This window comes from Stenotrophomonas sp. 63632_Sma, assembly GCF_056482875.1.
Genome location: NZ_CM151220.1, coordinates 2,093,443 through 2,114,395, shown reverse-complemented (window position 1 = coordinate 2,114,395; position 20,953 = coordinate 2,093,443). Strand labels below are relative to the sequence as shown.

Annotated in this window: 13 protein-coding genes; 2 read left to right on the top strand and 11 right to left on the bottom strand. The window is 66.6% G+C overall.

The genetic code is table 11. The features are described from left to right. Nucleotides 1-83: 83 nt before the first annotated feature. From lysS to ACZK45_RS09780, 6 genes are all read right to left on the bottom strand, one after another. Nucleotides 84-1,595, bottom strand: coding sequence for a lysine--tRNA ligase (gene lysS / locus ACZK45_RS09805; protein WP_049424637.1), 1,512 nt, complete (start codon nucleotides 1,593-1,595; stop codon nucleotides 84-86). Nucleotides 1,596-2,022: 427 nt separating this feature from the next. Beyond that, nucleotides 2,023-3,663, bottom strand: a complete 1,641-nt coding sequence (locus ACZK45_RS09800; RefSeq protein ID WP_197585335.1) for an acetolactate synthase large subunit — start codon at nucleotides 3,661-3,663, stop codon at nucleotides 2,023-2,025. A 63-nt stretch (nucleotides 3,664-3,726) separates the two neighbouring features. Next, on the bottom strand, nucleotides 3,727-5,112 hold the full coding sequence (locus ACZK45_RS09795; protein ID WP_478445780.1) for an NAD-dependent succinate-semialdehyde dehydrogenase: 1,386 nt from the start codon (nucleotides 5,110-5,112) through the stop codon (nucleotides 3,727-3,729). A 589-nt stretch (nucleotides 5,113-5,701) separates the two neighbouring features. Further along, nucleotides 5,702-6,484, bottom strand: coding sequence for a helix-turn-helix transcriptional regulator (locus ACZK45_RS09790; protein WP_125895372.1), 783 nt, complete (start codon nucleotides 6,482-6,484; stop codon nucleotides 5,702-5,704). A 152-nt stretch (nucleotides 6,485-6,636) separates the two neighbouring features. Beyond that, a protein-coding gene (prfB, locus tag ACZK45_RS09785) for a peptide chain release factor 2 (RefSeq protein WP_097048047.1) occupies nucleotides 6,637-7,762 on the bottom strand; the annotation gives its coding sequence in 2 pieces (ribosomal slippage) (nucleotides 6,637-7,686 and nucleotides 7,688-7,762; 1,125 coding nt in all). 70 nt (nucleotides 7,763-7,832) lie between these two features. Next, nucleotides 7,833-8,693: a LytTR family DNA-binding domain-containing protein gene (locus ACZK45_RS09780; protein ID WP_134950753.1), complete on the bottom strand. Its 861-nt coding sequence runs from the start codon at nucleotides 8,691-8,693 to the stop codon at nucleotides 7,833-7,835. A gap of 175 nt (nucleotides 8,694-8,868) precedes the next feature. Here ACZK45_RS09780 and ACZK45_RS09775 point away from each other — a divergent pair, with 175 nt between their 5' ends. Further along, nucleotides 8,869-10,071: an acyltransferase family protein gene (locus tag ACZK45_RS09775; protein ID WP_478445779.1), complete on the top strand. Its 1,203-nt coding sequence runs from the start codon at nucleotides 8,869-8,871 to the stop codon at nucleotides 10,069-10,071. 119 nt (nucleotides 10,072-10,190) lie between these two features. On the opposite strand, the gene ACZK45_RS09770 is transcribed toward ACZK45_RS09775, so the two are convergent. After that, nucleotides 10,191-13,100, bottom strand: coding sequence for a DUF2135 domain-containing protein (locus ACZK45_RS09770; RefSeq protein ID WP_478445778.1), 2,910 nt, complete (start codon nucleotides 13,098-13,100; stop codon nucleotides 10,191-10,193). 131 nt (nucleotides 13,101-13,231) lie between these two features. Between ACZK45_RS09770 and ACZK45_RS09765 the strand changes: the two genes are divergently transcribed. Further along, a complete protein-coding gene (locus ACZK45_RS09765; protein WP_478445777.1) occupies nucleotides 13,232-14,281 on the top strand; it encodes a DUF1176 domain-containing protein in 1,050 nt (349 codons plus the stop codon). 85 nt (nucleotides 14,282-14,366) lie between these two features. On the opposite strand, the gene recJ is transcribed toward ACZK45_RS09765, so the two are convergent. From recJ to carB, 4 genes are all read right to left on the bottom strand, one after another. Further along, nucleotides 14,367-16,124, bottom strand: coding sequence for a single-stranded-DNA-specific exonuclease RecJ (recJ, locus tag ACZK45_RS09760; protein ID WP_125895377.1), 1,758 nt, complete (start codon nucleotides 16,122-16,124; stop codon nucleotides 14,367-14,369). A 160-nt stretch (nucleotides 16,125-16,284) separates the two neighbouring features. Next, nucleotides 16,285-17,202 (bottom strand): phosphoglycerate mutase, encoded by a 918-nt coding sequence (locus ACZK45_RS09755; protein WP_125895378.1) that lies wholly within the window; start codon nucleotides 17,200-17,202, stop codon nucleotides 16,285-16,287. 4 nt (nucleotides 17,203-17,206) lie between these two features. After that, nucleotides 17,207-17,671 carry a transcription elongation factor GreA gene (greA, locus tag ACZK45_RS09750; protein ID WP_026347191.1) on the bottom strand — a complete coding sequence of 155 codons (465 nt, stop codon included), beginning with the start codon at nucleotides 17,669-17,671 and terminating at the stop codon, nucleotides 17,207-17,209. Nucleotides 17,672-17,679: 8 nt separating this feature from the next. Then, a complete protein-coding gene (gene carB / locus ACZK45_RS09745) occupies nucleotides 17,680-20,922 on the bottom strand; it encodes a carbamoyl-phosphate synthase large subunit (protein ID WP_071229307.1) in 3,243 nt (1,080 codons plus the stop codon). Nucleotides 20,923-20,953 lie beyond the last annotated feature (31 nt).

The window sequence follows — 20,953 nt, the reverse complement described above, 5'->3', positions numbered from 1 at the left end:
TAACGATACGCCGAGTGCGGGAGGCGTCAATCGCGCCGTCTCATTTCGCGACGGCGCGCACAAACAGGAGTCAAAAAGACGACTTACTGCTCCGGACGCATGTACGGGAACAGCAGCACGTCACGGATCGAGCTGCTGCCAGTCAGCAGCATCACCAGGCGATCGACGCCGATGCCGAGGCCGCCGGTCGGTGCCATGCCGTACTCCAGCGCACGGATGTAGTCGGCGTCGTAGTGCATGGCCTCGTCATCGCCGCCTTCCTTCGCCGCCACCTGGGCCTGGAAACGCTGGGCCTGGTCTTCCGGGTCGTTCAGCTCGGAGAAGCCATTGGCCAGCTCCTTGCCGTTGACGAACAGCTCGAAGCGGTCGGTGTAGCCCGGATCGTTGTCGTTGGCACGGGCCAGCGGCGAGACCTCCACCGGATGGTCGGTGATGAAGGTCGGCTGGATCAGGGTGTGCTCGACCGTGGCCTCGAAGATCTCCAGCAGCAGCTTGCCCCAGCCGTAGGACGGCTTGACGCGGATCTTCAAGCGCTCGCAATGGCGCAGCAGTGCATCGCGGTCGGTGCAGTCGGCAGCAGAGATTTCCGGGTTGTGGTGGCGGACCGCCTCGTCCATGCGCCAGCGGCGGAACGCCGGGCCAAGGTCGATCTTCGCGCCATCCCACTCCACCTCGGTGCCGCCATTGACCGTCCTGGCCACGTCACGGATCACGCCTTCGGTCAGGTCCATGATCTCGTTGTACGTGGCATAGGCCTCGTACAGCTCCATCATGGTGAATTCCGGGTTGTGGCGGGTGCTGACGCCTTCATTGCGGAAGTTGCGGTTGATCTCGTAGACGCGCTCCAGGCCACCCACGGTCAGGCGCTTGAGGTACAGCTCCGGCGCCACGCGCAGGTACAGGTCCAGGTCCAGCGCATTGTGGTGGGTGGTGAACGGCTTGGCCGCCGCGCCGCCGGGGATGTAATGCATCATCGGCGTTTCGACTTCCAGGAAGTCGCGGTTGTCCAGCCACGCGCGCATCGCGCGGATGATCTTCGAGCGCTTGATGAACACCGCGCGCGACTCCGGGGTCACGATCAGGTCGACATAGCGCTGGCGGTAGCGCTGCTCGACGTCGGCCAGGCCATGCCACTTGTCCGGCAGCGGGCGCAGCGACTTGGTCAGCAGGCGGATCGATTCGGCCTTGACCGACAGCTCGCCGGTCTTGGTACGGGTCAGGCCGCCTTCGACGGCGATGATGTCGCCCACGTCCCAGCCCTTGAAGGCGGTGTAGGCATCGCCCAGCACCGTGCCCTGCAGGAACAGCTGGATGCGGCCGGACTCGTCCTGGATCTGCGCGAAACTGGCCTTGCCCATGATGCGCTTGGCCATCAGGCGGCCCGCCATCTTCACCTGGCGGCCGTTGCCTTCCAGGGCCTCAGCGGTCCATTGCTCGGCGTCGGCGAATTCTTCCTGCAGGCGGCCGGCGAAGTCCTCGCGACGGAAATCGTTCGGGTACGCGATGCCCTGCCCACGCAGCGTTTTGAGTTTCTCGCGGCGCTCGGCGATCAACTTGTTTTCGTCAACGGGGGGGGTATCGGTAGCTTCGCTCATGGATCTGCGGGAATCGTGTAGTGAGGGGGGATGTTGCGCCCGGCACAGCCGGTTGCCCAGCATACCAAAACCGCCCCGCCCCAGCCCTGGGCCGGGCCCACTGCCCGCCGCCTGGTAGCCGCCAACCTTGGTTGGCGCTCCATCGTGTCGACCAAGGTCGACACCTACCAGGCCCACTGCCCGCCGCCTGGTAGCCGCCAACCTTGGTTGGCGCTCCATCGTGTCGACCAAGGTCGACACCTACCAGGTCCGCTGCCCGCCGCTCTGGTAGCCGCCAACCTTGGTTGGCGGTCCGCGTGTCGACCAAGGTCGACACCTACCAGGCCCACTGCCCGCCGCCTGGTAGCCGCCAACCTTGGTTGGCGGTCCGCGTGTCGACCAAGGTCGACACCTACCGGATTCCGGGGAACCGATGCCCCGGTAGGCGTCAACCGTTCCCGGGAAACGCCTGCCGCAGCTCGTCCACCAGCACCCGCTGGTTCTCCGAGTAGTCGATCGGCACCGATACCAGGTGCACCCCACCCTCGTTGAACGCCGCCTCCAGCGTCGGGATGAACTGCTCGATGGCCGTCACCTCATGTCCCTTGCAGCCATAGGCTTCCGCATACTTCACGAAATCCGGGTTACTGAAGGTCATGCCGTAGTCGGTGAAGCCATCCACCGCCTGCTTCCAGCGGATCATGCCGTAGGCGCCGTCGTTGAGGATCAGCACCACCAGGTTCAGGCCCAGCCGGCGCGCGGTCTCCAGCTCCTGGCTGTTCATCATGAAACCGCCATCGCCGCACACCGCCAGCACCCGCCGCTGCGGGTACAGGATCGAGGCCATGATCGCCGACGGCAGGCCCGCGCCCATCGTCGCCAGCGCGTTGTCCAGCAGCAGCGTATTGGCCACCTGGGTGCGGTAATTGCGCGCAAACCAGATCTTGTACATGCCGTTGTCCAGCGCCACGATGCCGTCCGGCGGCATCACCTGGCGCACGTCGTGCACCAGCCGCTGCGGGGTGAATCCAGCTTCCTCGGCACGGTCAGCCAGGTGTTCCAGAATGGTAGTGCGCAGCGGCAGCAGCGCGTCGGCATTCGGCACCGCGCCTTCGATGCGGTCGGCCAGCTGGGTCAGCGAACGGCCGATATCGCCGATCACCTCCACCTGCGGGAAATAGACCTGCTCCACCGCCGCCTGCGAATAGCCGATGTGGATGACCGTCGGCCCACCCGGGCGCATCACGAACGGCGGTTTCTCGGTGACCTCATGGCCGATCGTCACGATCACGTCGGCCTGGTCGATCGCCATGTGCACGTAGTCGCGCTCGGTCAGCGCCGCGGTGCCCATGTACAGGCCCGAACCACCGGCCACCGCGCCCTTGCCCATCTGCGTGGTGAAGAACGGAATGCCGGCACGCAGCACGAAGGCCGACAACGCTTCGCTGGACTGCGGCCGCGACGCCGCCGAGGCGATCATCAGCAGCGGGCGCTTGGCATTGCGGATGATCTCCGCCGCGCGGTCCAGTGCTTCCGGACTGGCAATCGGACGATCCACCGCATGCGGCGGAATCAGCGCTACGTCCCCGACCTCATCGGCCGCGATGTCTTCGGGCAGCTCCAGCAACACCGGGCCCGGGCGCTCTTCCAGCGCGGTACGGAATGCCTCGCGGACGATGGTCGGAATGGTGCGCGCCGAGACGATCTGCCGCGCCTGCTTGGTCAGCGGCTTCATGGTGCTGACGATGTCGACGATCTGGAAGCGTGCCTGCTTGCTGGCGACGATGCCCTTCTGGCCAGTGATCATGATCACCGGCCACGCGCCAAGCAGCGCGTAGGCGGCACCGGTGGTGAAGTTGAGCGCGCCCGGGCCAAGCGTGGCCAGGCACACGCCCGGCTTGCCGGTCAGCCGGCCATAGGTGGCTGCCATGAACACCGCTGCCTGCTCGTGGCGGGTGATGACCAGCTCGATGCTGGAATGGCGCAGCGACTCGACCACGTCGAGATTCTCTTCGCCGGGAATACCGAAAATACGCTCGACGCCTTCGTTCTCAAGCGCGGCGACGAGCAGATCTGAACCCTTGGACATTGGAATGCCGTCCTTTTCGCTGGACTGATGATGGATCGTTGCAGGAAGGATGGAAGCTGCGCGTCAACGCTTGTCGAACCACACCGTCTGCGCGTTGACGAATTCGCGGATGCCGAAGTGCGAGAGCTCACGGCCGAAGCCGCTCTTCTTCACGCCACCGATCGGCACGCGCGGGTCAGAGGCGGAGAAACCGTTGACGAACACGCCGCCGGTCTGCAGCCGGCGCGCCAGCTGCATGGCCCGTGCGCGGTCGCCGCTCCACAGGTTGCCGCTGAGGCCGAACTCGCTCTGGTTGGCCAGTTCCACCGCATGGTCGGCATCGCGGGCACGGCTGATCGAGGCAACCGGACCAAAGGTTTCGGTATCGAAAGCCTGCATGCCCGGCTCCACGTCGGCCAGCACGGTGGGCGCGTAGAACGCACCCGGGCGATCCAGCTGATGGCCGCCGACCAGCAGCTTCGCGCCCGCGTCCACCGAGGCCCGTACCTGCGCGTCCAGCTGTTCCAGCAGGTCCTGGCGTGCCATCGGGCCGATACGGTTGCCGGCTTCACGGCCGTCGCCGATGGTCAGCGCCTGCACCTTCTGGCAGAACTGCGCCACGAAGCGGTCGTACACCGCGTCTTCAACGATGATGCGCTTGCCGGCGATGCAGACCTGCCCGGTGTTCTGGAAGCGTGAGGCCACCGCCGCTTCGACGGCAGCGTCCAGATCGGCGTCGGCCAGCACGATGAACGGGTCCGAGCCGCCCAGTTCCAGCACCACCTTCTTCAGCGCCTGCCCGGCCTGGGCGGCAATGCTGCGGCCGGCGGCCACGCTGCCGGTCAGGGTGACGGCGGCGATGCGGTCATCGGCGATCGCACGGCTGGTGCCCTCGCGGCTGATGTTGGCGGCGATGAAGGTGCCTTCCGGCAGGCCTGCGTCGCGCCAGGCGGCGTCAAGCAGCTGCGCGGTACCGACGATGTTCTCGGCCGGCTTCAGCAGGAAGCCGTTGCCGCCCATCAGGATCGGTACCGCCGCGCGCATCACCTGCCAGTACGGGAAGTTCCACGGCATGATGCCCAGCACCACGCCCAGCGGCAGGTAGGACACGTAAGCCTTGTCGTCGGGCACCTGGGTCGGTTCGTCGCGCAGGAACTGCGCACCGTGGTCGGCGTACCAGTCGCACAGCACGGCGCACTTCTCGATCTCGGCCAGCGACTCGGCCTGGACCTTGCCCATTTCGGCGGTGGCCAGCACGGCCAGCTTTTCACGGTCACGGCGCAGTACCGCGGCCATCGCACGCAGTACGTCTGCGCGCTGTTCGAGGCTCCTGGCGCTCCAGGCCGCAAAGCCAACCTGGCCGCGATCCAGGATTGTTTCCAGTTCGGCGTCGGTGGCGAAGGGATGGCTGGCGATCTGCTGGCCGGTGGCCGGATCGCGGGAAATGGCGGTGCTGGGGGCAGCGGACATGCAGGTCTCCTGGTGTCTCGACAACGGGCGGCGGCCCGTCTCCTGCACAGGAATGTGGACCCGATTGGCGGAGGCAACAAGGCGTCTGCTTATCCTGTGACCTGCAGTTACCTGCCTGAATTGGGTTATCGGCAGGGCTGCGCCCTGGGTACGCGCCATCGCATGCGCGCTGCCGCTCCCACGCTTCGCTACGCGAACCGCGGGCCCCACTTACCAGCTCCCAGACCCCCGCCGCTTCGCGGCCGCCCCCTGACTCAGGGGGCTCTGCCCCAGACGCGAGTCGGTCGCCACAGTAGATCCACGTCGTTCGTGGCTGAATCTCTTTCGGAATCAAATATCTCCAATTGAGATCGAAAACCATCCACGCATGGCGTGGATCTACCAGATCACGAGAAACTGTCAAAGGCGGGGCGGTGTCGGGGTGCGGGGTGTCAGCCGCATGGATGCGGCTGCCAAGCCTACACGGACGTACTTGCGGCGTCCCCGCACTCCGACACCGCCCCGCCAACCCACGGATAGCTCGCTGTTGCTGTTGCCGTTGCTTCGGCTTGAAGCAGGTGCAGGGCTGCAAGCCCTGCCGAACAACCCCCTACCTACGCGGCAGGTAGGTCACCAGTGACAGGTCGTGCCGGCTCTCCGGCACCAACGCCACGTACTGCAGGTCCAGCAACCCGCGCGTTGGGTGGTTCAGCTTCTTCGCACCTTCGTCGAATCGGCGCACGTCGTGCTCCGGCCACCACTGGCGGAACTCCTCGCTGTGCGCGGCGATGTCCTCGGCCAGCGCAAGGAACGGGGCCTTGTCCGGCGCCTGCGCCATCGCCGCGCGGAAGCCTGCCAGCAGGCCGCGGGTCATTTCTTCCCAGTTGAGGATCAGCGTGCGGTACGGCGGGTACAGGAACATCAGCCGCAGCGTGTTGCGCTCATGTGGCGCCAGCTGGCTGTAGTCCACGAACAGGTCGGCGATGGCCGGGTTCCAGGCCAGGATGTCGTAACGGGTATTGCGCACGTAGGCCGGGATCGGCTGCATGGCCTCGACCAGCTGGCGCAGGCCGTCGGTCACGCTCTCGTCCGGTGATTCCAGCGGCACGCCGTAGCCGGACAGCGCGAACGCGTAGGCGCGTTCGTCGTCGCTCATGCGCAGCACCTGCGCCAGCCGCTCCAGCACCTCGGGCGAGGCGCGCACTTCGCGACCCTGCTCGATCCAGGTGTACCAGCTGACACTGACCCCGATCGCCAGTGCCACTTCCTCGCGCTTCAGGCCCGGGGTACGCCGGCGCCCGGCCGGCAGGCCGAGCGTGGCGGGATCGACACGGGCGCGGCAGGCCTTGAGGAAGCCGCCGAGTTCCTTGCGTTCACTTTCGCTGCGCATCATCGGCCCGTCCTACACTTTGTAGCGTCGAGCCATGCTCGACGCATCCACCAGCTCGCGAAAAGCAGCCGAGCATGGCTCGGCTCTACACAAAAACGGTTCAACCACCCTCGGCGTTGCGCACGAGGGTGACGATCTCCGCGCAGGCACGTCGATCAGGCATCGACGCGCTTGGAGCCCACGGCCAGGCCGGCCTTCAGGCTGGCTTCGACGAATTCGTCGAGGTCGCCGTCCAGCACCTTCTGCGTATCCGAACGCTCGATGCCAGTACGCAGGTCCTTGATACGGCTCTGGTCGAGCACGTAATTGCGGATCTGGCTGCCCCAGCCGATGTCGGACTTGGTGGCTTCCACCGCGTCCTTTTCGGCGTTGCGCTTCTGGATCTCCAGCTCGTACAGCTTGGCGGCCAGCATCTTCATCGCGTTGTCGCGGTTCTGGTGCTGGCTGCGGCCGGTCTGGCAGGCCACGACGATGTTGGTCGGGATGTGGGTGATACGCACCGCCGACTCGGTCTTGTTCACGTGCTGGCCACCGGCACCGGACGAACGGTACACGTCGGTACGCAGGTCGGCCGGATTGATGGTGATGTCGATGTTGTCATCGATCTCCGGCGACACGAACACCGAGGTGAAGCTGGTGTGGCGTCGGTTGTCCGAGTCGAACGGCGACTTGCGCACCAGGCGGTGCACGCCGGTCTCGGTCTTCAGCCAGCCGTAGGCATAGTCGCCTTCCACGCGCAGCGTAGCCGACTTGATGCCGGCGACGTCGCCACCGGAGACTTCCATCAGCTCGGTCTTCCAGCCGCGCGATTCACACCAGCGCAGGTACATGCGCAGCAGGATCTCGGCCCAGTCCTGGGCTTCGGTGCCACCGGCACCGGCCTGGATGTCGACGAACGCAGCGGCATTGTCCATCTCGCCGGAGAACATGCGCTGGAACTCCAGCTTCTCGACGTGCGACTGGTGCTTGTCCAGGTCGGCGACCACGGCCAGCGCGGTGTCCTCGTCCTGCTCGGACTCGGCCAGCTCAAGCAGTTCGGTGGCATCAGCCAGGCCGTCCAACACCGAGGCGATGCCGCCCACGGTCTTTTCCAGGCTGGAACGCTCGCGGCCCAGGTTCTGGGCGTATTCGGCGTTGTTCCAGACGTCGGGGCTTTCCAGCTCCCGCGTTACTTCTTCAAGACGCTCTTTCTTGGCGTCGTAGTCAAAGATACCCCCGAAGCGACAGCACGCGATCGGTCAGATCGGTGATGCGCTGGCGGACAGGATTCAGTTCGATCATGTCGGCGGTTATGCATTCAAAAGATGACTGGTAATGATACCGCAGGCCGGGGATGCCCGGAATGAGGGCCTCACCCTGCCCCCAGCGCCTGCCGCAGCAGCGGTAGCTGGCGCCGGCTGCAGGGCACCTTCGCCCCGTCGGCCATGTGCAGCAGGGCCTCGCCGCCGTCCAGCGGCTCGATCGAGCGCAGCTGGCCCCGATGGATCAGCCAGCTGCGGTGCGGACGCAGGAACTCGCCCGGGTCCAGCCGCTGTTCCAGTACCGCCATGGTGATCCGCAGCGGGTAGTCGTGGCCGCGTACCCGCAGGTTCACGTAGTTCCCCGCCGCCTGGGCGTACTCCACGTCGGCGGTGGCGACCAGGAACTCCTTGCCCAGCTTGCGCACCAGGAAGTGCTGGGGGCGCTCGACCGGCTCCACCGGTGGGCCGACATCGGGCTCGGCCAGCAGGCTCGCCTCACCCTGCCGGCGCCGGCCAAACCAGCTCGCAAAGTGCTCCAGTGCCACGAACATCGCAAACGTGCGTACATCCTTCAGGTATTCGTACGCAAAACGCTCCAGCCAGCCGGCATCGTCCTGGTACCGATAGCCCAGTGCTCCATAGGCCAGGTGCCGCAGCAGCATCATCCCCACCACGTGCAGCAGCGACCAGCCGACGCTGGCCAGCAGATACAGCGGCAATCGCTGCTTCCAGGTATCGGCATGCAGCGGCCAACGCTCGCAGGCCCGCCACAGCAGCGGCAGGGTCAGCAGGATCGGGACGAGGCTGCTGAACTCCCAGATCATCGGCTCCCACAAACCCAGATCGGCACCACGGCGACCGGCATCCATCACTTCCACCAGCGCATTGGTCACTGCTGAAGCGGACAGGATGGCCGCCCATACCAGCAGGCGGGTTGACGTGCGCCAGCGCGGTGGTCGGCCCTGGGTCATTGCTGCATCCATGTCGTTGCGGTGCTCCAGCCTGCCTCAAGGGACCGAGGGTAGCGGCTCCATTGGTCCCACCACCCCCGCCATTGGTCACTGCGCGGCTTCCGGCGGCCCCTTGGAAGTCGCTGCTCGGACCGGGCGGCGTCACCTTGGCTCGACTCTCCGGCACACCACCCCCATGACCCGACGCCACGACATCGACGCCCTGCGCGTGTTCGCCTTCGCCCTGCTGATCCTCTATCACACCGCCATGGCCTATGTGGACGACTGGGGCTTCCACCTCAAGAGCGTGCACACGGCCGAATGGCTGCAGTGGCCGATGGTGTTCGTCAATCGCTGGCGGATGTCACTGCTGTTCCTGATCTCGGGCATCGCCATCGCGCTGATGCGACCCGAAGGCAGGTTGCTGCGCTTCGCCTGCCTGCGCACCTGGAAGCTGCTGTTGCCCCTGCTGTTCGGCATGTTCGTGATCGTACCGATCCAGCCGTACTGCGAAGGCGTGTCCAACGGCCATGTGGCACCGGGCTTCGGCCACTTCCTGCTGCGCTACTGGCAGGTGCGGCCCTGGCCGGAAGGCAGCTTCGCCGGCTGGCAGTACGGCATCACCTGGAACCACCTGTGGTACCTGGCCTACCTGTGGAACTACACCCTGGCGCTGGCCCTGTTGATGCCATTGCTGGGAACGACAGTAGTGCGCGGCGCGATGGCACGCGTTGCAGCCTCGCCCGCGCTGCTGATTGGCATTCCGTTCGCCCTGTTGCTGGCCTGGGTGATCTGGCTGGAGCCGATCTATCCGTCCACCAATGCCCTGCTCGGCGACTGGTACCAGCACGCGAAGTACGCCACGGTGTTCCTGGCCGGCTACCTGCTGAGTCGCGAGCCACTGTTCTGGGAACGGGTGGTGGCCCTGCGCCGCACCACGCTGTGGCTGGCACTGGCGGCGATCGGCTGGTACATGGGCCTGCGCATCCTTGGCCAGGTGCTGGCGGCCGATTCCCCCCTGCGGCAATGGCCCGAACCGTTCTGGGACCTGCAGGTCCGGACCAGCCAGTCGCTGTACGTCTGGACCGTGCTGCTGGCCATCCTGGGCTGGGGAAAGGTGTTCCTTGATCGCCCGTTCCGCTGGCTGCGGTACTGCACCGAGGCCATCTATCCCTGGTACATGCTGCACCAGAGCCTGATCATCGTGCTGTTGTTCTGGCTCAAGCCACTGCAACTGGGCCCGTGGATGGAACCGGCCCTGCTGCTGGCCGGTACCATCGGCGGCTGCCTGCTGATCCACGAGCTGCTGATCCGCCGCTCGCGCTGGCTGCGGCCGCTGTTCGGCCTCCGTGCCGATCCGCCAGCGTCGCCGATTGCACGCGCCGCAACGGCGCGCTGAGTTCGGTGCCGTTGTAGAGCCGAGCCCGCGCTCGGCTGCTTCTGCCGTGAGCCGAGCATGGGCTCGGCTCCACCTTGAGGCAGTCGAGCAAGCTCGACTCTACAAAAGCCCGGGATCGATCATTTCACCTCGAACTCGCCCACAAGCACGGTCTCGGCGCGGTCCTTCAGCCGCATCGTGACCATCTGGTCTTTCTGCTTCGGCGTGCCCCAGTGCGTGGTCAGCCGCAGCATCAGGGTCGTCGCACCGGTCACCAGCTGCTGGCGGCTGCCGAAGTAATTGGCCTCCACCTTGTACTTGCCGGGCTTGGCATTGCGCAGCGAGAACTGCTCGGGGCCATAGCCGCCGGTGAAGTCCTGCGACATCTGCCCGCCTTGGTAGGTCAGGCGGTTGCCGTAGTACGCGCGCTCGCCGTTCGGGTCGGTCACCCACAGGTCCATGTCGCTGTTGTCGGCATCCCACGACAGCACCACGCGCAGGTCCAGCGGCATCGCCTGCAGCAGGCGCGGGTCGATGCTGCGGGTATCCAGCCGTGGCGTGCTGCGTGCCACCAGGTTGTTCAGCTCATCCAGCGCGATCAGGGCGATGCCGTCGAAGCGGTTGTCCCACGGCCGCACCACCACCTGATACAGCGGCGCCAACGCCTGCTGCGGCTTGCCCGCAGCCGCCAGTGCCAGGCCAAGATCGCGGAAGCTCTGCGGTTCTTCCTGGCCCATCGCCAGCACCTGCTCGAACACCGGCACCGCCAGCGCGGGGGCATCCGCCTGCATCAACCGGTAGCCGAGCACACGCAGCAGGTGGCGGTTGTCCAGGTCCATCTCGGCCAGGTTCGACAGCACGCGCAGTGCAAGTTCGCGCTGGCCCTGCTCCAGCAACAGATCGGCCACATCGAGGAAGAACGCGCTGCTGTCGGCATGTGCATCGCGCTCGGCCAGGTAGCGGTCATACAGTTGCGACGCCGGGCCCTGGCGCAGCCGCCGGGCGATGGCCGAATCCGGCTGCCAGGCCGCCAGCTGGATGCCGAGCTCGCCCTCGTTGGCGGCAGCGGGCGCAGCGACACGACCACCAGTGACCGTGATTGAATCCAGGGCCTTGTTCGATGCGGACGCTGAGCGACGTGCGCGCGCGCTGCTGGCTTCCATACGCTGCTCGGCAGCTGCGGCCATCGGTGCCGGCGCGGGCGGTGCCGCGGGGGCCGGCCCAGCGAGCATCGCCACCGGCGCCGAGTCCATCGCGTAGTCCGCGGATGCAACTTCCAGCGCCCCGCCTTTCAACTGTGGAGGCGCTCCCTTCGGCCAGCTGCGGTTCCACCACTGCTGGCGCTCCTTCCAGCGTGCGGCAACCTGGTCCAGGCGCTGGTGATCGGCAGCGCCGCGATCGCTCACCTGCCGTGCGAAGCGGACATCGTACTCGGCGCGCAGTTTGCCGGACGGGCGGATCGCGTAGCGCAGGTAGTCCTCCAGGGTTTCCAGCACGATCAGCGAGGTGTCCGGTCCGACCAGGCCGAACTGCTGCGACAGCAGTTGCATTGCCTCGCGGTTGCCTCGGCGGTCGGCGCCGAGTTGCTGCAGACGGGCCTGCGCCCACAAGCCGCCCAGCAATTCACCGTCGTCACTCTTCTGCGTTGCCGGCAGTGCCTGCCATTCACCGCCGCCCACGCGCACCCGCATCGGCACGCCGTCCGCCGCAAGGCGGGCATGCAGCCATAGCCAGCCTTCGGCCTCGCTGCGACGATCGATCACAACATCCTGTACGCCACGGCCCGCATCGACCTGCACGTCCAACGGCGACGACAGCAGTTCGCGAGCGGCCGCATCAACATCCTTGCCCAGCGCGACAAAGCGACCGCCATGCGCTTCGCTCCAGCCGCGCAGGCGCACTACATCGGTTCGCGCACCAGCACTGCTGACCGCGAACAGGCGCTGCTGCGGTGCGAGTGCTGGCAGTGCTTCCAGTCCATAGGTCAGCAGGCCATCGCTGACCAGCAGGTATTCCTTCACGCTCGGTTGCGGCTGCCACTGCGCCAGCGCGCTGGCACCGTCAGGGCGTACGGCCTGCAGTGCTGCACGCAGCTCGCTCCAGTTGCCTGCACGGACACGGAAGCGACGCATCGGTTCGGCACGGTCACGCAGCACGGTCAATGCCACAGTGCCGTCACCCAGCGCTGCGAAATAGCGATCCAGCAAGGCGAACTCACGTGTGCGATCGCGCTGGCCCGCCGAACCGGAACCGTCCCACAGCAGGCCGATTTCGCTGGGAAGCGTGCGCGGCGTGCGGCTGACCGTCACCGGCAGCTGCGCCAGCAGGAAGTGACCATCCTGCCAGGGTGCCACCTGCACCTGTGCCTGACGTGCCGCCGGCAGGCTCCACTGCAGCTGCGCCGGCAACTGCGCGCCCCTGCCCTGCCACTGCAGCCGGCCTGCGTTGATACGGAACGGAGCCGTACCTGCGGTGGCCGCTTCCGGCGCCTGCAGCTTCAGCTCAACCGATGCAGCGCCAGCGGCGAACTGCAGCGGCAGCGTCCACTGCCAGCCCTGGCCGGCGAAGGCCAGCGGTTCGCGAATCACCAGCTGCACGCGTCGGCTGCCACCGGCCGGCAGCGGATAGATGCGCAGGCGAGGGTTGTGGGCGGTCTGTTCCAGCAGGCCCGGGTCGACACCGCGGCGGGCGATTTCCTCGAATACCTGGCGGCCACGGTCCTTGGGCACCGGCACGGCGTCACGCAGTTCACCGTTGATGTCCAGCGCGAAGCCCGTGATCTGCTGGCCATCGGCCAGCGGGAACTGCAGCTCGCCCTCCAGCACGCGCCGGTTCGGGTTATGGAATTCGAGGGTGATCCGGGTCTGGGCGACGCCGGCCTGGACCTCGCCTTCGATGCGGGCGCGCTGCAGTTGCACCGGCTGTTCGGCGGCGGGCGCAATCAACAGCGGGGTGGTGGCTTGCGGCCTGGCAATGCGTGGCGACTGAGCGCCGACAGGCCCGGCCGCGAGGGCCAGCAACAACACAGCGCAGCAACGGACGAAGACCATGACAGGGCTCCAGAGGGATCGTGGACGTTTGAACGCACGGACAGCCGGAATGGGGTTGGACCGTGCGCGGCTTTTCTTTGCCCCCATCCACAGGCACCATGCCCCACGCTCCCACACGCGCAAGGATGCCGATGCGATTGCCCCTGCTGGCCACTCTGTTGGCACTGGCCTGCCCCCTGACGGCCCTTGCTGCGGCTCCGGCCAAAAGCCTGTATTTCCAGCACCACGACTGGGTCGTGGCCTGTGACAACACCTTGACCTGCCGCGCCGCCGGCTACGCCACCGACGATGACAGCACCCTGAGTGTGCTGCTCACCCGCAAGGGCGGCCCGGATCAGGCCATCCAGGGCCGCCTGACGCTGCAGCCGGAAGAAGGCCAGACCCAGCCCAAGGGCGCGCTGCATCTGCGCATCCAGCAACAGGACCTGGGTGTCCTTGCTCCCTTGAAGAGCGCAGGCAGGCACAGCGTGACTGCTGCGCAGACCAGCGCACTGCTTTACGCATTGGTGCGCGGCGGTGGAATCAGCGTGACCGATGGCGCTGGCCATCGCTGGCCGCTGTCGGACAAGGGTGCCGCGGCGGTACTGCTGAAGATCGATGAGTACCAGGGCCGCCTCGGCACGCCCGGCGCCGTGATGCGCAAGGGCAGCACGCCTGAATCCAGCGTCCCCGCCGCACTGCCGGTGCCGGTTGTGCGCAAGGCCGCTACCCTGGACTCAACTCCGGATGATCCCGCGTTTGCTAGGCTGGCCGCCTCACCCGCCCTGCGCGCAGCACTGCGCGCCACGCTGGAGGACGACAGCTGCGAAGGCCTGCAGGAAACTGATGCCGACGTTCCGCTCAGCAACTCCCCGCTGCAGGTCCGGCGCCTGGACGCGCAGCATGTGCTGGTCACGGTCCCGTGTTGGCGCGGGGCCTACAACATCGGCGATGGCTATTGGGTCGCCAGCCCGCAGGCGCCGTTCCAGGCGCAATGGGTGACCAGCGATGCGATCGACTACACCGACGGCCAGATCATTGCCGCGCAGAAGGGCCGCGGCCTCGCTGACTGCATTTCGCACGCAACCTGGACGTGGGACGGGACGAACTTCATCGCGACGTCCGAGGTGGCACCGGGTCTATGCCGGGGCGTGCCCGGTGGCACCTGGGAACTGCCGATGCTGGTCAGCGAGGTCCGCTGACGCCACAGAAAAAGGGGACGGAGGGGATTAAGTCGCAAGTGGCAAACAAGGCACAAGCGACTTAATCCCCTCCGTCCCCTTTTTCTCACGCAGGCAGGCTGTGCTCGACGATCAGCTGGATGGCGCTGCCGCCACGATAGTCATCGCAGGCCAGTCGATAGGCCAGATGCACATGACGGCCGGGCGCGTTACCGTGCCAGCCGCCGAAATGGATCGCGTTGATCGTGCCGGGTACACCGGGCAGGCGCAGTTCCAGCTTCAGGTGGCGCTCTTTCAACACGCGCCAGTTGGCCACTTCGAAGTGGCCATCGAACAGCGGCTCGGGGAAGCCCTGGCCCCACGGTCCAGCCAGGCGCAACGCATCGGCGTGGCGATGGTCGAGCTCGTCTGCGGCCAGTTCGCCGTCGCTGAGAACCTGCTGCTGCAATGCTGCGGGGTCGAGCATTTCCAGCACGACAGCCACGAAGGCCGCCTTGAAGTCATCGACGTGATCCAGCCGCAGGCTGAGGCCGGCCGCCATGGCGTGACCACCGAAACGTTCGATCAGACCCGGATGCCGCGCATCGACCAGCGCCAGTGCGTCACGGATGTGCAGGCCGGGAATCGAGCGCGCCGAGCCACGCAGCGTGTCGGCACCGGGTTCTGCAGGCGCGAAGGCGATCACCGGGCGATGCAGGCGATCCTTCATCTTCGACGCGACCAGGCCGACCACGCCCGGGTGCCAATCGGCGTCGAACAGGCAGGCCGCCACCGGTCGCTGGCCGGCCATGTCCAGCACCACGCGGGTCAACGCCTGCTCGGCGTCGTCAGTCATCGACTGCTGCACGGCGCGCCGTTCCGAATTGATCTGCTCCAGCGTCTGCGCGATGTCGCGCGCCTGGCGCGGGTCTTCGGTCAGCAGCAGCGCGATGCCCAGCGCCATGTCTTCCAGCCGGCCCGCCGCGTTCAGGCGCGGGCCGAGTGCGAAGCCGATATCGGTGGCGGTCAGTCGCGCGGCATCACGGCCACTGGCTTCGATCAGCGCACGCAGGCCGACACAGCCCTGCCCTGCGCGTAGACGGCGTAGGCCCGCACTGACCAGCGCACGGTTGTTCGGATCCAGTGCCACCAGGTCGGCAACGGTGCCCACCGCCACCAGGTCCAGCAGCGTGGTCAGGTCCGGCCCCTTGCCATCGGCAAAGACGCCGGCCTCGCGCATCTGCCGGCGCAGCGCCATCAGCACGTAGAAGATCACGCCGACACCGGCCAACGACTTGCTGGGGAAGGCATCGCCGTCCAGATTCGGATCGACGATGACATCGGCAGGCGGCAGCTGCGGACCGGGAAGATGATGATCGGTGACCAGCACCTGCCAGCCACGCGCCTTGGCCGCGATGACACCCGCGTGGCAGGCAATGCCGTGGTCGACCGTGACCAGCAGATCCGGCTGCAGCTCGGCCAACTCCTCCACCAGTGAAGGTGACAGGCCATAGCCGTGCACCATGCGGTTCGGCACCGCGTGGAAGACATGCTGCGCGCCGAGCATGCGCAGGCCACGCACACCGACCGCACAGGCGGTAGCACCATCGCAGTCGAAATCGCCGACCACCAGGATGCGCTTGTCGTTGGCGATGGCCTCGACCAGCAGGCCTACTGCATCGTCGATGCCGGTCAGCAGCTCGGGCGCATGCAGGCTGCCCAGCTTCGGCAGCGCCAGCTCCGGGGTACCGGCACCGCGACTGGCGTAGAGCCGCGCCAGCAACGGCAGAGTGCCCTCCGGCCAGTTGGCGGGCGCAACCGCATCGCGGCGGCGGATCGTCGGCGTATCAGAGGAGGGCTGCACGGCATCGGCGGCAAGGGACATCGGCATCGCCGGTTACGAAAGACAGAGGGATGATACCGCGCGTGGGAGAGGCTGGCGGGATTGCGCCCGGCTCCTGCGGTAGTGCCGGCCGCTGGCCGGCAACCCCGGCAAACATCGGGGGTCAGATCCGTTTTCCCATGGAAAACGGATCTGACCCCGCTCAATCGTGAAGCTGCCGCGGCTTCTTCCAGAACTGCCAGCGCTGGCCGCGATCCAGCTGGAACTGCAGGCCATCCTCGAAATCCAGCACCAGCCGCTGCAGCTCGCCACGTTTCAGCGCGGCCAGCAGCGGACGGATCGCATCATTGCCGAGCTGCTGCAAAGAGCGCAGCTGGCGCAGGTCGACCAGTGCATCCACCGCCTGCTCGCCATCCACGGCCACGCCTGCCGCCAGAGCCAGGCCCTGCAGCAGGGCATCACGACTGCGCACCTGCGCATGCGCCGTGCTGACCGACACCGGCATCACGCCGCCACCCCAGAACCACAGCGAATTGATCGGCTGTTGTCCCTGCGCGGCGCGCTGCTGGTTCCAGGAATGGTTGTGCAGCAGCACCTGCGCTTCGGTCATGAGCGCCCGCCAGCGGCGGCCACCCTCGCCTTCCGGCAGGTGCGAGAACAGGTCATCGCCCAGCACCTCGTCCGGACTGTCGAAGTCCGGCAGGGCCAGGTCGATCGGAAGCCGCAGGTACCAGCGCGAGGGATCGGGCGCGTCGAGCACGAACCCGGCATCGGCGAACAACGGCTGCAGCACCGGCAGCAGGGCCAGGCAGTCGGCCAGCGTCGGCCGCAGCGTTTCGCCGTAGGCCATCATCCGCGCGCCATGCATGTCCGGCACCATGCAGGCCGGATCGGCGCGCAGCCAGCTGGCGCCGGCGGCATCGCCGACGTCGCGCTGGCGGCTCAGTGCGGCTACCGGCCAGTGCGGCGCGGCGACCGTGAAATGGCGCTGCAGCTGCGCCCGCTCGCCGGCTTCGAACTGCGAGGCGTTGGCGCGGCCCAGGGCACGCGCGACGTCATCAGGCAGCGCAGCCGCGGCAAAGCGGCTGCGCGCCGGCAACAGCAGGGTCGCCGTTGCCACCGGGTCAGTCCACGTAGCTGACGCTGACGATCTCGTACTCGCGCTGGCCTGCCGGGGCGTCGATCACGATCGAATCGCCTTCCAGCTTGCCGATCATCGCGCGCGCCACCGGCGAAGAGATGGCGATCAGGCCCAGCTTGATGTCCGCTTCCAGGTCACCGACGATCTGGTACTTCTTCTCTTCGTCGGTTTCCACGTCGGCCAGGGTCACGCTGGCGCCGAACACCACCTTCGAGCCGGCATTGAGCTTGCTCACGTCGATGATCTCGGCGTGCGACAGCTCGCCTTCCAGCTGCTTGATGCGGCCTTCGATGAAGCCCTGCTCCTCGCGCGCGGCGTGGTACTCGGCATTTTCCTTCAGGTCGCCATGCTCACGCGCTTCGGCGATGGCCGCAATGACCTTCGGGCGCTTGACCGACTTCAGGTGATCCAGTTCGTCGCGCAGCTTCTGCGCGCCCTTCATCGTGATGGGGGCTCTCATGCATTCAACTCCTTGTGCAGCTCCTGCAGCGACCAGACGGGGCCGGTGCCGCGGAATTCCAGTGAATCCACCAGCGCCTTGGCGCCGGCAATGGTGGTCGAGTAGGTGACGCGATGCTGCAGCGCCTCGCGACGGATCGAGAACGAGTCGTTGATCGCCGAACGACCTTCGGTCGTGTTGACGATGTAGACGATCTCGCCGTTCTTGATCGAGTCGACGATGTGCGGACGGCCTTCGACCACCTTGTTGATGATCTCGCAGTCCATGCCGTGCTGCTGCAGCCACGCGGCGGTGCCACGGGTGGCGACCAGGCTGTAGCCACGCGCCAGCAGCGCCTTGGCCACCGGCAGAACGCGCTTCTTGTCCGGATCGCGGACCGAGACGAAGGCCTTGCCGACCGGCGGTGCCTTGATGCCACCGGCCTCCTGCGCACGCGCGAAGGCAGCGTTGAAGGTGCGGCCGACGCCCATCACCTCACCGGTGGAGCGCATCTCCGGCCCGAGGATCGGGTCGACGCCCTGGAACTTGGCGAACGGGAAGATCGCCTCCTTCACCGAGTAGTAGTCCGGCACGATTTCCTTGGTCGCGCCCTGCTCGGCCAGGGTCTTGCCGGCCATGCAGCGGGCGGCGATCTTGGCCAGCGGCATGCCGGTGGCCTTGGACACGAACGGCACGGTGCGCGAAGCACGCGGGTTCACTTCCAGCAGGTAGATGGTGTCGGCACCTTCATCGCTGGTCTGGATCGCGAACTGGGTGTTCATCAGGCCGACCACGTTCAGGGCCTTGGCCAGTTCCACCACCTGGCGACGCAGCTCGGCCTGGGTTTCAGCCGACAGCGAGTACGGCGGCAGCGAGCACGAGGAATCGCCCGAGTGCACGCCGGCTTCTTCGATGTGCTCCATCACGCCGCCGATCAGGACGTTGCCCTGGGCATCGGCAATGATGTCGACGTCGCACTCCACGGCATTGTCGAGGAAGCGGTCCAGCAGCACCGGCGAATCGTTGGACACCTTCACCGCGTCGCGCACGTAGCGGGCCAGGTCGGCTTCGCCGTAGACGATTTCCATCGCACGGCCGCCCAGCACGTAGCTCGGGCGCACCACCAGCGGGTAGCCGATCTCGCGGGCCAGCAGCAGGGCTTCCTGGTCGTTGCGGGCGATGCGGTTCGGCGGCTGCTTCAGGCCCAGCTTGTCGACCAGCTGCTGGAAGCGCTCACGGTCTTCGGCCAGGTCGATGGAGTCCGGGCTGGTGCCGATCACCGGCACGCCGTTGGCTTCCAGCGCGCGCGCCAGCTTCAGCGGGGTCTGGCCGCCGTACTGCACGATCACGCCCTTCGGCTGTTCCAGTTCGACGATTTCCAGCACGTCTTCCAGGGTCAGCGGTTCGAAGTACAGGCGGTCGGAGGTGTCGTAGTCGGTCGACACGGTTTCCGGGTTGCAGTTGACCATGATGGTTTCATAGCCATCCTCGCGCAGCGCCAGTGCCGCGTGCACGCAGCAGTAGTCGAACTCGATGCCCTGGCCGATGCGGTTCGGGCCACCACCCAGGATCATGATCTTGTCGCGGTTGCTCGGCGCGGCCTCGCACTCGTCCTCGTAGGTCGAGTACAGGTAGGCGGTGCCGGTGGAGAACTCACCGGCGCAGGAATCCACGCGCTTGTAGACCGGGCGCACCTTGTGCGCACGACGCAGCGCGCGGATGGCGGCTTCGTTGGTGCCGGTCAGCTGCGCCAGGCGCGCGTCGGAGAAGCCAGCGCGCTTCAGCTTGCGCAGGCGGGCGGCGTCCAGCGCGTCGATGCCACCGGCAGCGACGTCGGCTTCGGCCGCGATGATTTCCTCGATCTGGTCCAGGAACCAGTGATCGATGAACGACAGTGCGTAGATCTCTTCCACGCTCATGCCGGCACGGAACGCATCGGCGACGAAGAACAGGCGCTCCGGGCCCGGGGCCTTCAGCTCGCGGCGCAGGGTCTGCAGGTCTTCTTCATTGCTCAGGTCCAGGCCGGTCGGGTCGAAGCCGACCTTGCCGGTTTCCAGGCCACGCAGCGCCTTCTGCACCGACTCCTGGAAGGTACGGCCCATCGCCATCACCTCGCCCACCGACTTCATCTGGGTGGTCAGGCGGGCGTCGGCAGCCGGGAACTTCTCGAAAGCGAAACGCGGGATCTTGGTGACGACGTAGTCGATCGACGGCTCGAACGAGGCCGGGGTCAGGCCACCGGTGATTTCGTTCTTCAGTTCGTCCAGGGTGTATCCCACGGCCAGCTTGGCGGCGACCTTGGCGATCGGGAAGCCGGTGGCCTTGGAGGCCAGCGCCGAGGAACGCGACACGCGCGGGTTCATCTCGATGACGACCACGCGGCCGGTCTTCGGGTTGATGCCGAACTGCACGTTCGAGCCACCGGTATCGACGCCGATCTTGCGCAGCACGGCGATGGAGGCATCGCGCAGGCGCTGGTACTCCTTGTCGGTCAGGGTCTGCGCCGGCGCCACGGTAATCGAGTCACCGGTGTGCACGCCCATCGGGTCCAGGTTCTCGATCGAGCAGACGATGATGCAGTTGTCCGCGGTATCGCGGACCACTTCCATCTCGAACTCCTTCCAGCCCAGCACCGACTCTTCCACCAGCACTTCGGTGGTCGGCGACAGTTCCAGGCCGCGGCTGACGATCTCGACCAGCTCTTCGCGGTTGTAGGCGATGCCGCCACCGCTGCCGCCCAGGGTGAAGCTGGGGCGGATGATGGTCGGGTAACCGACGCGGGTCTGGATCTCCAGCGCTTCGTCCAGGGTGTGGGCGACGGCGGCGGTCGGGCATTCCAGGCCGATCTCACCCATGGCGACGCGGAACAGCTCGCGGTCTTCGGCCATGCGGATCGCTTCGCGTTTGGCGCCGATCAGCTCGACGTTGTACTTCTCCAGCACGCCGTTGTCGGCCAGGTCCAGCGCGCAGTTCAACGCGGTCTGGCCACCCATGGTCGGCAGCAGCGCATCGGGCTTTTCCTTGGCGATGATCTTCTCGACCGTCTGCCAGTTGATCGGCTCGATGTAGACGGCGTCGGCCATCTCCGGGTCGGTCATGATCGTGGCCGGGTTGCTGTTGACCAGCACCACGCGGTAACCCTCGTCACGCAGGGCCTTGCAGGCCTGGGCGCCGGAGTAGTCGAACTCGCAGGCCTGGCCGATGACGATCGGGCCAGCACCGATGATGAGGATGGTCTTGAGGTCAGTGCGCTTGGGCATTTTCTTCTCTAAGTCAGTACAGCGTGACAAG